15 protein-coding genes are annotated in these 13400 nt (G+C 60.7%); 6 read left to right on the top strand and 9 right to left on the bottom strand.

All coding sequences use genetic code 11. The features are described 5' to 3' along the window. Position 1 precedes the first annotated feature (1 nt). Positions 2-400 (bottom strand): succinate dehydrogenase, hydrophobic membrane anchor protein, encoded by a 399-nt coding sequence (gene sdhD / locus QMG80_RS07355; protein WP_281926261.1) that lies wholly within the window; start codon positions 398-400, stop codon positions 2-4. Between the two features lie 21 nt (positions 401-421). Continuing rightward, a complete protein-coding gene (sdhC, locus tag QMG80_RS07350) occupies positions 422-835 on the bottom strand; it encodes a succinate dehydrogenase, cytochrome b556 subunit (RefSeq protein ID WP_085772225.1) in 414 nt (137 codons plus the stop codon). 89 nt (positions 836-924) lie between these two features. Here sdhC and QMG80_RS07345 point away from each other — a divergent pair, with 89 nt between their 5' ends. Both QMG80_RS07345 and cobS read left to right on the top strand, forming a co-directional pair. Then, positions 925-1467: a DUF1993 domain-containing protein gene (locus tag QMG80_RS07345; RefSeq protein WP_085772224.1), complete on the top strand. Its 543-nt coding sequence runs from the start codon at positions 925-927 to the stop codon at positions 1465-1467. A gap of 22 nt (positions 1468-1489) precedes the next feature. Further along, on the top strand, positions 1490-2266 hold the full coding sequence (gene cobS / locus QMG80_RS07340) for an adenosylcobinamide-GDP ribazoletransferase (RefSeq protein ID WP_085772223.1): 777 nt from the start codon (positions 1490-1492) through the stop codon (positions 2264-2266). A 69-nt stretch (positions 2267-2335) separates the two neighbouring features. Here the strand turns inward: cobS and dusA are convergent, their stop codons facing one another. Both dusA and QMG80_RS07330 read right to left on the bottom strand, forming a co-directional pair. Continuing rightward, complete coding sequence (gene dusA / locus QMG80_RS07335; protein WP_085772222.1) at positions 2336-3352, bottom strand: tRNA dihydrouridine(20/20a) synthase DusA; 1017 nt, start codon at positions 3350-3352, stop codon at positions 2336-2338. 275 nt (positions 3353-3627) lie between these two features. Beyond that, entirely contained in the window at positions 3628-4455 is an 828-nt protein-coding gene (locus QMG80_RS07330) for a transglutaminase-like domain-containing protein (protein ID WP_085772221.1), read from the bottom strand. Positions 4456-4852: 397 nt separating this feature from the next. On the opposite strand from QMG80_RS07330, the gene QMG80_RS07325 reads away from it, so the two are divergent. The 4 genes from QMG80_RS07325 (at position 4853) to QMG80_RS07310 (ending at position 8047) form a co-directional block, all read left to right on the top strand. Next, on the top strand, positions 4853-5596 hold the full coding sequence (locus QMG80_RS07325; protein ID WP_245299930.1) for an N-formylglutamate amidohydrolase: 744 nt from the start codon (positions 4853-4855) through the stop codon (positions 5594-5596). 623 nt (positions 5597-6219) lie between these two features. Beyond that, a complete protein-coding gene (locus tag QMG80_RS07320; RefSeq protein WP_085772219.1) occupies positions 6220-6432 on the top strand; it encodes a cold-shock protein in 213 nt (70 codons plus the stop codon). Positions 6433-6529: 97 nt separating this feature from the next. Beyond that, complete coding sequence (locus QMG80_RS07315; protein WP_199768978.1) at positions 6530-6667, top strand: hypothetical protein; 138 nt, start codon at positions 6530-6532, stop codon at positions 6665-6667. Positions 6668-7693: 1026 nt separating this feature from the next. Further along, positions 7694-8047, top strand: a complete 354-nt coding sequence (locus tag QMG80_RS07310; protein ID WP_085772217.1) for a TIGR02300 family protein — start codon at positions 7694-7696, stop codon at positions 8045-8047. Between the two features lie 243 nt (positions 8048-8290). Here QMG80_RS07310 and QMG80_RS07305 read toward each other — a convergent pair whose 3' ends face one another. From QMG80_RS07305 to QMG80_RS07285, 5 genes are all read right to left on the bottom strand, one after another. Next, positions 8291-9064 (bottom strand): hypothetical protein, encoded by a 774-nt coding sequence (locus QMG80_RS07305; protein ID WP_085772216.1) that lies wholly within the window; start codon positions 9062-9064, stop codon positions 8291-8293. A 979-nt stretch (positions 9065-10043) separates the two neighbouring features. After that, positions 10044-10253: a cold-shock protein gene (locus QMG80_RS07300; protein WP_085772214.1), complete on the bottom strand. Its 210-nt coding sequence runs from the start codon at positions 10251-10253 to the stop codon at positions 10044-10046. Positions 10254-10670: 417 nt separating this feature from the next. Then, positions 10671-10925: a 30S ribosomal protein S21 gene (gene rpsU, locus QMG80_RS07295; protein ID WP_085773738.1), complete on the bottom strand. Its 255-nt coding sequence runs from the start codon at positions 10923-10925 to the stop codon at positions 10671-10673. A gap of 202 nt (positions 10926-11127) precedes the next feature. Next, on the bottom strand, positions 11128-12531 hold the full coding sequence (gene otsA / locus QMG80_RS07290) for an alpha,alpha-trehalose-phosphate synthase (UDP-forming) (RefSeq protein WP_085772213.1): 1404 nt from the start codon (positions 12529-12531) through the stop codon (positions 11128-11130). Between the two features lie 345 nt (positions 12532-12876). Next, positions 12877-13113, bottom strand: a complete 237-nt coding sequence (locus QMG80_RS07285) for a hypothetical protein (protein WP_158658784.1) — start codon at positions 13111-13113, stop codon at positions 12877-12879. Positions 13114-13400 lie beyond the last annotated feature (287 nt).

Below are 13400 nucleotides of genomic sequence, written 5' to 3'. Positions count from 1 at the left end.
GTCAGCGCGGCGCGGCGATCACGCCGATCGCCACCGTCCAAACCCCCGCCATGAGGATCGCGGCGATCTTATTGGCGGAGAGGGCCAGCGCTTTTTTTTGCGCGTCATGGACATAGTCGATGATGATCGACTCCGCGCCGACATAGGCATGCGCTGTCCCGACGAGGCCGAAGGCGATGAGCACGATGGCCGCGGCCGGCTGCCCGAGGATGGCCCGCGCCTCCGCATAGGACGGATTGGCGGCGACCGAGGCCAGAAGGGCGGCGACGGCGATGCTGAGCGGCGCCATGATCCACGCCGACCGCCGCATGAAGCGATCGTGCGACGAGCCGGACCGGTCGGAGACGAAAGCCGAGCCGGGTCCGGTTCGGCCGCTGATGAAGGGCGTTCGCGAGGTCATGGCGAAGGGCTCCGAAAAGGCTCAGAAGAGACGCACGAGGGTCACGAGATAAAAGGTCAGCGCTGTGAGCGCCATGCCGCCGACGAGCGTCGCCTGCGTCACCGCCTCCCGGGCGACAGGGCCCATCAAAAGGCCCCGATCCCATAGGGCATGGCGCACCCCGCCGAGGAGATGGTGGTAGAGCGCCCAGACGAAACCGATCAAAATGATCTTCCCGGTCACGCCGTCGACGATCCAGGAAACGGCCGGATAGGCGGCGGGGCCAGCGGCGAGGCCCGCGAAATAAGCCGCGAGCAGCGCAACGCCGATATAGAGCGCAGCGCCGGTGATGCGATGCGCCATCGACATGGCCATCGTCAGCGCCATCTTGTAGACGGTCAGATGCGGCGAGAGCGGACGTCTCTCCGCGAGGTCGCCCCGTTCGGCCTCGATCATGGCTCCCCTCGTTCGCCAGCCAGTTTTTTCTAAGGGAAACTAGTTAGATCAATTGCTGCGGCGCCGCAACCTGCACCCCGGGAGAACAGATGCCGACGTCACTCTATGACCTCAGCGTGCCCACCTTCTTGCAAACCGTGAGGTCCATCGAAGGCTTCCTCGGCCGCGCGGCCGCGCATTTCGCGGAGACTCGCATGGATCCCGATAAGTTCGTGAATACCCGCCTGTTTGACGACATGGCGCCGTTTCATTTTCAGATCGAAGCGGCGTGCCACCATTCCGTATGGGGGGTGGAGGCGCTGAAGACCGGCGCCTTCACCCCTCCAGCCTTGGTCGGATCGGTTTCCTTTGCCGAGCTGCAGACTATGGTGGTTAAGGCGAAAACGGCGCTGGAGAATCTCACTCCCGATGAAGTCAATAGCTGGGCCGGCAGGGACTTGGACCTTCAGATCGGCCCAAGGAGCCTTGCCTTCACGTCGGAAACCTTCATACTCTCCTTCTCGCTGCCTCACTTCCATTTCCACGCCGTCACCGCATACGCCATTCTACGCTCGCGGGGCGTGCCGCTCGGAAAGCGCGATTACGAGGGTGAGTTGCGCACAAGATCCTCCTGCTCGGATTTCGATCTTTGACCCTTCTCACTAGACTGCCGAAATGAAAAGCCTTCCCGCCTGGCCGCGCGATTGGGGCCTCTGCCTGCGTTTCTATAGCCGACTCGATTGGGGAGGCCCGCGGCATGTCGAGATGTCACGCTTTGCCGAAGCGCTACGTACGCTGCCGCTCGCCGGCGGGGCGATCGGCGTGATCGGCGCTTTGGCTCTGGCGCTTTCCCGGGCTCTGGGCCTTTCGCCGCTCGTCGCGGCGACGATCGGCGTCGCCGCGCTCGTCGCCGTCACCGGCGGACTGCACGAGGACGGTCTCGCCGATGTCGCCGACGGTTTTGGCGGGGGCGTGACTCGCACGCGCAAGCTCGAGATCATGCGCGACAGCCGGCTCGGCGCCTATGGCGGGATTGCACTCGGCCTGTCGCTCTTGCTGCGCGTCTCCCCGCTCTCGGCGCTCGCCGAGCGCTCGACGCTCCTCGCCGTGGCTGCGATGATCGCGACGGGCGCATTGTCGCGCATGGCGGGGCTTGCGCCGCTGCTGGCGCTGTCGCCGGCGCGCCCGGAAGGCGCCGGCGCCGCCATGCCGCGCCCCTCCTCCCGCGCCTTGGCGCAGGGCGCGGCGCTCGCAGCCCTCCTGTCGCTCGCGCCGGCGCTTTTTGGGGCATCTCTCGGTCAAGTTCTCGCCGCGGATCTCGCCGCTTGTCTCGCCGCTGTCCTCGTCGCGCGGCTCGCAGGGCGCCAGATCGGCGGCTACACCGGCGACGTGCTCGGCGCCGCCCAGCAGGCGGCCGAGATCGCGGCGCTTCTCGCGCTGAGCGCGGGGTAACGACGAGCGCCGACGTCGAAGCCGCTCAAATCGTCGTTCTGCACAGTGAGCCGGAGCTGCGCCAGGGGTTTACCATGCAGCTCCCGCCAGCGTTGGCTCCGCATTCCCCGCCGATCCACGCAGCTCCTCGACCGCGCCGCGCAACAGCGCGAGATCCGCGCCCTTCTGCACGGCTTCGAGCGTCAGGCGCTGGCGGTAGCGGCGCGCGCCGGGGCGGCCCGCGAAAAAGCCCAGCATGTGCCGCGTCATGGCCGAGAGCCGCTCGCCTTGCGCCAACTGGCGTTCGAGATAGGGGTAATAGGCCTCGATCGCCTCGAAGGCGTCCGCGAAAGGCGCTTCCTCCCCGAACAGCTCCGGATCGACGGCGAGCAGCAGCTCCGGATCCTGATAGGCGGCGCGACCCACCATCACGCCGTCGACCGCGCTCAGCTGCGCCTTCATCGCCGCGAGCGTCGCAATCCCACCGTTGATGGCGATGGGCGTGTGCGGGAAGGCGCGCTTCAATCGATGCACAAGCGCGTAATCGAGCGGCGGCCTGTCGCGATTCTCTTTTGGCGACAGACCTTTCAGCCAGGCCTTGCGCGCATGCACGATCAGCGCGTCGGCGCCGGCCGCAACCACCTGCTCAGCCAGTGCAAAGAGCGCCGTCTCGGGGTCCTGATCATCGACGCCGATCCGGCATTTGACCGTGACCGGAAGACTAACGGCGTCCTTCATCGCGCGCACGCAGTCGGCGACGAGCGTCGGGCGCAGCATCAGACAGGCGCCGAAAGCACCCTCCTGGACGCGGTCGGACGGGCAACCGACGTTGAGATTGATCTCGTCATAGTCGAAGCCTGCGGCGATGACGGACGCCTGCGCGAGATCCGAAGGCTTTGAGCCGCCGAGCTGCAACGCGAGCGGGCGCTCAAAAGGATCGAAGCCGAGCAGCCGCTCGCGATCGCCAAAGATCACGGCGCCCGTCGTCAGCATCTCCGTGTAAAGCCTCGCGCGGCGCGTCATCAGCCGGTGCAGATAGCGGCAATGACGATCCGTCCAGTCCATCATGGGCGCCACGGAAAACCGCATGTCACTGTTTCTGATCATTTTCCTTTTTACATCAATGTCTTCTGCGCTCCACGACGCTTCCGATTTACTCTCGTTATCGCCCGTTTTCGACTATTTCCGCTGCCCATGCACAACAATGTCGTGCAAATTTTGCTCATGTTGTGCGGGGCTGCATCATGGGACGGGACGATCGGCGATCTGGCGCAGATCATGCGCCGGAACAAAGGGAAAATCCACCGGGAGTCCAAGATCTTCGACCGCCGCAGGGCCGCCGAGGTCTGGATCGACGAGCGCGAGAAGGGAGAGACCAGGAGTCAGGCGGCGCTCGATGGGGCTGGCGCGACCTCCTCTGAGATCACTTTGAAGCCCGCAAGCGTGCAAGGGCCGAACGTCGTCACCAACGCGACGTCCGTGGCGTCGCGGCCGCGCGCCATCAGGATGCGGCCGATACGCGGCTTGTTATGACGGGCGTCAAACGTGTACCAGCGCTCGCCGAGATAGGCTTCGAACCAGCCGCTGAAATCCATTGGGTTCGGGTCAATCGGCACGCCAATATCTCCGAGATATCCGGTGCAATAACGCGCCGGAATGTTCATGCAGCGGCAGAGCGTGATGGCGAGATGGGCAAAGTCGCGGCAGACGCCTCGTCGCTCGTTGTGAACATCCCAAGCGGTTTTCGTCGGACTCGCATGTTCATAGCCGAAACTGACGCGATTGTGCACGTAGTCGCAGATCTCCTGCACCAACGGCCAGCCCTTCCGAACCTTGCCAAATAGCGACCACGCCGTTTCCGACAGGCGATCAGTCTCGCAGTAGCGGCTACCGAGTAGATAGACCAGCGCCTCCACCGGCAACTCTCCCAATTCGTGCTGCTGCGCCCCCGGGTCCACTGCGTCCGGCTCGCCCGGATCCCGCATCAAAAAGTCCGACGACAGGGTAAGCCGGCCCACGGGCGCCCGGATCACATGGCAAAAATTGCCGAAGCCGTCGTGATAGGTGTTCGCGGGGATCGGCGGATCCATGCTCACGTAGTCGGGAGTCAGCAGATCCGCGATGCGGGACGGATGGATGCTCAATGTAAGAAGCATAGGGGTTGGCTGAGGACAGTCGTAAGAGATCTGATAGCCAGCGCGAATTTTCATCCAAACCTCTCTTGCTTCCAAAGTCCGACGCGACCGAACAGATATCGCCAAAAACCCTGAGAGCAAGCGCCGCCGTCATTCTCGCGTCTCACGTAAACCCGACTTTCATGGAGAGGGATCGGACGCGCTTTCGCTGCCGGCTCTTGCTGCGGAATGGGCTCCCGAGATCATCGACGGCCACGACGCGCTCAAAATTCTTTCGTTCCTGGTGGTGAAGCGATGCCCGCTGACAGTTAGAATGCCCATCGCGAACCCGAGGTTGCGCCCACGGCAACGGCCAGCGCGTCACTGGCCACTGGGCGTGTTCTCACTCTGCAACCGCCCATAAAGCGTTCGGGAATCGATGAATAAGACTCTGAACAAGCTACTCGCGACCGACGAGCCGGCGGCCGCCACATTGCGCAACGAATTCGGTTCGTCGCCATTCTTCATCCTCGTCGATCATGCAGGCAATTCTGTGCCGCGTGCGCTCGACCGTCTCGGTGTCTCGGAGGCCGATTGCGAGCGTCACATTGCATGGGACATCGGCGCCGCCGCAGTGGCTCACCTGGTCGCGGACACGCTCGACGCCACCCTCGTGCAGCAGAATTATTCGCGGTTGGTGATCGACTGCAACCGCGCGCCCGGATCGGCCGCATCGATTCCGGAGGTGAGCGAACTTACGCGCATACCCGGAAACATCGGCTTGAGCGAGAGCCAGAGAACGGTGCGGGAACGCGAAATCTTCTGGCCTTACCATGATCGCATCGCGGCCGAGCTCGACCGCAGGCTAAGCGAAGGCCGTCGGACCGTGTTGGTCGCGTTGCACAGCTTCACGCCGGTATATCTGGGCGTAGCGCGTGCCTGGCAGGCAGGCCTTCTTTATAACCGCGATCCGCGTTTCGCCAAAGTCCTCATGACGCTGCTACGACGCGAAGAGCTCCTCGTCGGCGACAATCAGCCGTATAGCGTGAGCGATGCCACGGATTACTCAATCCCGGTTCATGGCGAGCGGCGCGGGCTGCTTCACGTCGAGGTCGAAATTCGTCAAGATCTGATTGCCGATGAAATGGGGCAGAAAAGCTGGGCCACGCGCCTCGCGCGCCTCTTGCCTCTGGCCCACCAAGAGCTGATGGCGTCCGAGAGGCCCCAAGCCCCATGAACGGCGCATAGGGTTTCGCGAACTGCAGGCCCGGCCGCCTTCGAGAGTTCGCACGCGCCCGCAACGAGATCGAGCACCGGTTGATGATTGGACCAGCGAATGAACCGCGCAATCCAGGACGTGACGGTCAAATGCTACTTTCGCAAAACGCACACCGAGTTGCGGAGGCATTTCGCGGGCTATCATCGCCGCATAACATTTTAGGCGCCAGGTGAAGACGCTCAAAGCGCCTCACGCCTCGCGAATTCATTTGCACGCTCTGGACGAAACAGGCGGAGAGCTTCGTGCTCAATGCGCATTCGCCGATCGCCGGGAATATGCATCTAAGGCTGAACCATCCTTGGATGTCACCGAGGCGCGGCTGAGCCGTCAAGAGAAATTGTTCTTACTGGCGTCGCTCGTCGTCGCTAGCTGATGGACGAAACCTGCGCCAATTGAAATGCTTTTTGAATCACACTTGTTATTCTCAATAATATCTCTATGTTAATACAATCGGGTTTCGGCCAGACGATCTTGCTCTCTCTCTCGCTCCGGCGCGTCGGCTTGTAACTTCCTCTCCAGAACTTCGATTTCTCTCGACGGCGATGTAGCCGTCGCGAGGGCGTGTCTGGAAAGGACATCCCATGCAAATCGGCGTCGTTAAGTGGTTCAACGCAACCAAGGGCTTTGGCTTCATTCAGCCTGAAGACGGTGGTCAAGACGTCTTCGTCCACATCAGCGCGATCGAGCGCGCTGGAATTCGCAGCCTCGCTGAAGGCCAAAAGATCGGATACGAAGTGCTCCCCGATCGTCGCACCGGAAAATTTTCCGCGGAGCAGCTGCAACTTCAGAATTAATCGCCTTCGACTGAGCGAGCCTTTGCCCGCAAGAGCGGGACGGAGCGGCGGCGTTCGATCGCCTCTCCCTTCCCTCACAAGAAGACGGTGACTGAACATGTCCAAGAACCAACGCCGGGGCAATCGCGAGGCGAAAAAGCCGAAGAAAGATAAATGCGCTGCGGCGCCCGTCGCGGCGGGAGGGCTCTGGGCTACGGTAGAAAAGCTCAAAGCCCAGGACCACGACAAGAAATAGCGCCGGAGGCCGCGGCGGGAGCTACGGCCCAAACCTGCTCGATCTTCCAACAACCAGAGGCCGCGAATGACCCAGCATGTCAATGCGCGCGAACGCCACCGGAGCGCTAAAGCCGTAGCCGCGCCCACGCATGCGTTCGAAGAGGGCGTCCATGTTTCATACCGCAGCAGCGGGCCATCTGCGGAGTCGTATCGTGTGACACGGCGTCTGCCCGACGGAGGGCACGGTCTGCAATATCGCATTCGGTCTGATCGGGACGGTCAGGAACGCGTCGTTATCGAGTCCGCGCTGCAACGGACAAAAGGCGCTTTTCGATAGCGGCGAGGCTTTGTAGCCGCATCCTGAAACGCATCCTCGCTCGAGATAAAGCGGCGCGAATCGTCGGCCCAGGAGCATCTGATGGAAGCTGAGCATTACAGGATGGAAGCCTCACTCTATTACGCGAAGCGCGTGACCTCGTGCCCAAAGACGCTTGTCCTCCGGCGCTTCGCTAAAGCCGCCGAAGCTATCCGCTTTGCCGTGGAGGACCTCCCGCCCAAACTTCTCGGAGGCTGCTCCCTCGAGGTCGAGGAGTCTTATTACTTTGGGCAAGAAATCCGCCCTCTCTATGACAACCACGCTTTTCCCTTACGACGCCGCACGAAATCGATCAGCGGGAAGCGCAAGCCGCTGGAGTCAGCCGCGGAGTCCCCGAGAAGTTTTAATTCGCCCACAATGAAGGTATCCGCCGTTCCACCCCTCCAAAGCGCCGTGCTCGCCATCGAGCAAGCAATCTTCCGACAAGGACGCATCATGGAGGGTTATTGCTTTAATCTGCCGCGGGGCGACGCGAGCGTCAGGGACATGATCCTGGAAGATATCGGCCGCTTTTCCGACCTTGGAGTCTGCCGACATGTGTCGGATTTATTCGAGGTTTTGAAGAGGTTCGATCTTGCGCATCCTCCGACCCCGGCGTGAGACGGACGCCATCCGATCATCCTAATCGCTCCGCTTTTCAAGGCGACGTCAATCACGAGGGAATCGAACATGATCAAATCGGAACGGGGCGCGAAACACAGGTGCCTCGCCTGTAACACCGCATTTTTCGACCTCAATCGCACGCCGATCGTCTGCCCGAAATGCGATGAGGTTTTCCAGGTTGTGGAGTTCGCCCATTCCGCGCCGCGAAGGACTGGGTCCTTCGCAAACGACGCCAGATGGCGTCCGCCCCCGCTTGGGACGCCGGTTCAGGAAGTCGATGCGGAGGAAAGCGAGACCCTCGAATCTGAGGAAGACGTGGCGCCCGCATCGAGCGATGACGAGGTCCCGGAAGTCGGCGATGAGATCCCCGAGATCGATGACGAGAGTCCCGACGAATACTTGGTCAAGGAAGTCATGTGAGCGGCAAGGGCGCGCCGTCGATGTGAGGGTGATGTCGCAAAGATTGACAGACCTGCGCGATGAAACTCTCTCCGAGATTTGGATGTGACAAGTTTCTTATCGCTTAAACGATTCCGTTCGAAGGACAAGCGCGCTAGACGCGCTCATTGATCGCATAACGCTCGAAGCTCGCAGATCGTGGCCCAAGGCGGGAAGGCCTCGAGGCGCGTTAAGACGGGTCTGGGATCGTATTCGACATGGGAGTCATTCCATGACGCAGCCGCTGCCGACCGACTGATAGGGGCGATCGCACTCCCATGCGTTTCCAGAAGAATCGAGATGGGCGTTCGTTGGAAGCTGGATCGGCGCACATCCATCTCCCTTGAGCTCGAAGCCGCGGTTGCATCTCCACTGGCGTCCGTAGGTCTCTCCAATGAAGACGGCATGGACGGGCACCTGCACCGCGATACATGCGACGCGATTCTTCATTTCGAAGCCCCGGTCACACTTCCACTCGTCTCCATCAGTCGTCAGATAGGCGTGATCGGGAAGGACAAGCTTGACGCAAGCGAATTGTGTCGCACGGAAGCCCCTCTCGCACTCCCAACCTTTTGCTCCGGCATTTTCCGACAAAAATGCGTTCTCTGGAACCTGGATCAGGTCACAGCCCACACGGCTTTGGCGATACCCCGCCAAGCATCTCCAACTGTCTTCAGAATTGGGATCGAGATAGGAATTCGCCGGAAGCTGAACCGCGATACATTGGCCGCCTTTTTCAGCATAGCCGTAGCGGCACTCCCAGCCCCTGCCATAAGTGGAGTACGCCAGAAAGGCGTGGTCCGGCGCCTTTACCTCGAGGCAGGAGTCATCTTGTCGTCGAAAGCCGCGTTTGCATTCCCAGTCGGAGCCATATCGACTTAACTCTGAATTTGCCGGCCGCGGCTTCGCGGACTGAGCGAACGCCCCGCAGCCGAGCGCAGAGGTGAACATGAGCACACTGAGCGTAAGGTGGAGCACCTTGTGAACTTGTCGACGCATGAGCTGGTCTCCGGTAGCCTTGAACCCGTCCTCTCGAGCGGATTGCGGGCAAGGCAAGCGTCAAGGAAGAATCGCGTTTGCCCTCTTCAATTTGCTGCTGGCCTGTTCCGCGCTTGTTGTAGAAGGCTCCGGCGGGAAGGAAGCGCCTCAAGCACGCGATGGGCTATTCGCCTTCCGCCAATCGAGGCCGGGAGCAAGCTTAAAAGATGAGTGGAGCGGACGTTACGATGCGGCGTCCAGGGGCGGCGGAATTTCCAGCGCAGCCTCGAACGCTGTGCGTTCATGTCCATCGGTGACGCTTTTCAGCCGATATTGAAGTCCCCGACCGCCGTCATCCGGCAGATGTCGCATGACCTCAAACAGCCCTTTCTCGGATCGATGGCCAAAGGGGCAGATCACTGAAGCGCCAACAGCGTATTTATGCGTAACGGGCGAAACGATTCGACCGCGAGGAAAGCGCCCGCCAGCGTATATCACCACGCCCATCTGCTGCTCCCCGCTTATGCCGTCAGCCGACCACGACAAGGCTGATCTCCGCGAGCCGCCGCTTGCCCGTGCGGCGCTAGCGCCTTTCCCGTTCGAACGGAATCGTTCGAGCGACAAGGAATCGCGCCAAATCAAAACTTTAGAGCATGTCACGGAAAACCGCTTCGCACTTTTCCGTGACATGCTCTAAGCGCGCGGAAATCAGCCGATTCGAGGCGGATGTGCCGGCGCGCGCGAACGGGCAATTCGTGGGAGACAGGCGATATGGCCGAACAAAATCTGGGATCAAGCTCGAGCGACGCGGGGCATTTGGCCCCGCGGCGGAAACTTCATCATACCGAGCTAAGTCTTGAGCCGTCGCCTAGCATTCTGCTCGCCCGAAAAAGAGATTTGATTCTTGCGGGCGAGCGGAGCCCGGAGTCTTTCGCTCCGGTCCTTGAGATAACCTCGCCTCATCGCCAGTACATCCGTGGTCAATGAACGAGGCGACCGCCTAGGCGGCCTGAAGATTGCCGGCGGAGGACTTTCCCGTCCTTGTGTCGCGGACGAGTTCGAACTGGACCTTCTGCCCCTCGGAGAGGCTTTGCATTCCGGCGCGCTCGACGGCAGAAATATGCACGAATACGTCCGTGCCGCCATTGTCAGGCTGGATGAAGCCAAAGCCCTTCATGGTGTTGAACCATTTCACTGTTCCGATGTTCATGACGATTTCCTTTCAATCGCACGATAGGTTTCCGCTCGCGCACAGGCACGTGCGCGAGCAGCAAGTCGATGTTGAAGGGAAGTGTCGTCGATGCACCACGGCGCATAAAAGAAAACTCGGCCATCCAAGATCTTTTATTCTTATAAGCGCTAGTTGCGTCAGGTGCAAGGCCGAACAACCCATTTTCAAAAAATGTTCTCTCGAACGCCGCCGCATTCAAGCCAAGTCGGTCGGACTCTTGCGCTTGCGTCGAAACGTCTCGCAGGCGAGCAGCAGAGCCAGAAAATTCGCGCTAAACTTTTTCTACGAGACAGGTCTCGGTCCGCGACTCGAAGCGCTTCGTGTTGTCGGCCGCGGCGGCCCGCCGCCTCTTCGGCCGTTCGCGCGACAAGCCCGCGCCGCCCCGAACATGATCGCTCACCGCGGAACGGACGTAGGCCGCTTTTTCTCGACCCGCTTCGGCGCGGCGATAAGTCCTTCACGCTGAGCCTTCTTGCGCGCCAACTTGTGACTCCGACGCACAGCTTCGGCCCGTTCGCGGATGCGTCTTTCGGAGGGTTTCTCATAAGCCCTGCGTCGTTTCATTTCGCGAAAGAGGCCTTCACGCTGCAACCGTTTCTTGAGCACCTTCAGGGCCTGATCGATATTGTTGTCCATGACGAAGACACGCAAAACTGCTCCGATCTGAAGGTCGCCGCGACTCCTCGGCCACAATGTGTCCGCTTGTTCGAGCGCTCCAGCGTGATCGCCAGAGAAAACCTTGTCTTGCAGATGCGCACGGATTTCCCTCTTGCGCAACTGTCAAGCGGCTAAGCTTCGCGAGAAGAAGAAGGAGGCGCCGCGATAATGGGCCCGCGCGACCAAGCCGAACAGATCAGCAGGACGTTGTCGGATGGAGGTCATCCGGACCTCGGTCCGCGACCAGAGCGCTAATAAAGCTTTCCATCCATTTTCGCCCGTCGCGTGCGCGAATGCGCTTCATGAGCGCGCGGTGACGCGTGATGCGTTCTTTTCGTGGCATGACAATCGCGCGCTGAATCGCTTGCGCGACTTCGTCCGCATCATAGGGATTGACGATCAAGGCCTCCTCGAGATCTTCGGCGGCGCCAGCAAAGCGCGACAACACCAGAACGCCAGGATCGTTGGCGTCTTGGGCCGCGACATATTCCTTTGCGACCAGATTCATACCGTCTCGAAGCGGCGTGACCAGGCCGACATGGCTTCCTCTATACAAGGCGGCTAACGTCTCTTGCGCGATGCTTCGGCGCACGTAACGCACCGGCGTCCAGTCGTAATCGCCAAACTCTCCATTGATTTGGCCAGAAAGCGCTTCAAGTTCGTGCCGAATGTCAATATAGGCTTGGATATCCTCGCGCGTCGGCGGTGCGATCTGCATCAAAGTCACGGCTTTGTGGTGGTGCGGAAACAACTCTAGAAACCGCTTGAACGCCCGCAGCCTGTCCGGCAAGCCTTTGCTGTAGTCCAAACGATCGACCCCAATGATGTTCACGCGGGCCTCGCCGCGTCGATGTAACTTCTGGATCCGCATCTCCGCCTCCGGCGTTTGCGCCATAGAAGCGAAGTCATCCACATCGATGCCGACGGGAAACACCGAGACGGTCAATCGCTTGCCGGAGACAAGGAGCGTGTCTTTTGAGAGCATTTCCCCGCCCATGAAACCGAAAACAAAGCGGCAGAAATTGGCGTGATCCGTTTTGGTCTGGAATCCGAGGACGTCATATTCGAGCATGGAGTTTATCAGCCATTCATACTCTGGCATCGCGACGAGCACATCCGGCGGCGGAAAGGGAATATGCAGGAAAAAGCCCATGCGATTGGCGGCGCCGCGGGCGCGCAAGCCGGCGGCGAGCGGGATCAGATGATAATCGTGCACCCAGACGAGATCGCTTTGCCTCAGCAGCGGCGCGATCGATTCCGCAAAGCGGTTGTTGACCGCTCGATAGCTCTCGCTGTTCTCCTGGGTGAAGCGCGCGAGGTCGAGGCGATAGTGAAACACCGGCCACAGCCCCTTGTTACAATAGCCGAGGTAAAATTCCTGAAAATCACGTTCGGTTAGCGGCATCGTCGCCATGGTGACGTTATCGTGACGGGTACAGGCGACCCTGATGTCGGATTCCTCTTCGACGATTAAGCCATTCCAGCCGAACCACAGTCCGCCATGCTGACGCAGCCCTTGAAGAATGCAGACCGCGAGCCCGCCGGACGCCTGAGTTTCAGGATCAGCGACACGGTTGGAGACGACTACCAGACGGCTCATGTCACCGTTGCCCAAATGCGAGACAAACTCATCGCAAAGCCTTCCGATGAACGCGAAGCGAGCCTCGTCAAGTCCGGTGAGGCTGCATCGGCGAGCTTTGCTCTCCCACTCGCGTTAACTGAGCGCCGGACGCCGGTCGTGGGAGGCCCGTCACGCCCATCTTTTGAACTGGGGCGAAGCCGCGGGACCGAAGAATTGAAGAGAGCGGCCGAGATCTTGCCTGCTTCGGCCCGAAGGCCGGCTGAACACAAAGCCCCACCTCTTCTGCGATCAAGCGGGGAAACTCGTCATGCTGCTGACCGCGGCTGATGCTCGAGGCGCGGCCATAGCCCTGCAGGACGCTTCTCATTTCTCCGTCCGGTCGGCATTTTTCACAAACCACAATTCGCCTTCGCCAGAAAAATTGTCAGGCTTGCTGTCGATCCGACAATTATGATGCTGCGCAAACTCGAGGCACGCCGCGCGGGCGTTATCGTCGGGTTCTCCCGGCGAAAATAGCTCGCGAAATAGATCATGATGGAATCGAACAGATTCGTTTGCAGCCAATCCGTCCAGAATCTCACCCAACTGTTCCAGCGTCATGGGACTGGCCCTCTGTTCCCTCTCGGCATAGCAGGTAATTGACCTCGGTGCGATCTGCCCGGCGCGCCGCCAACGGCCTGCTCGCCTCAATCCTTGCCAGCCGGGCGCTCGGTCTCTGCGCCGCGGACCGCGTTGGGGACGACAAGTGAACGTGATCCGACTTCTCCGCCGCGCCCGGCCGCGATTTTCGTCGAGCTTTCGTCTGACCTCGAGCGCCGCGTCTCTCGCGCCTGGGACGCAGCCTGATTGCGCGCGATCAGGACGCGGTCTAGGGCCGCCATTCGTAG

This window comes from Methylocystis bryophila (assembly GCF_027925445.1).
GTDB lineage: Bacteria > Pseudomonadota > Alphaproteobacteria > Rhizobiales > Beijerinckiaceae > Methylocystis > Methylocystis bryophila.
Note: the sequence above shows the minus strand (reverse complement) of the source record. Positions and strands in the feature narration are given on the sequence as shown.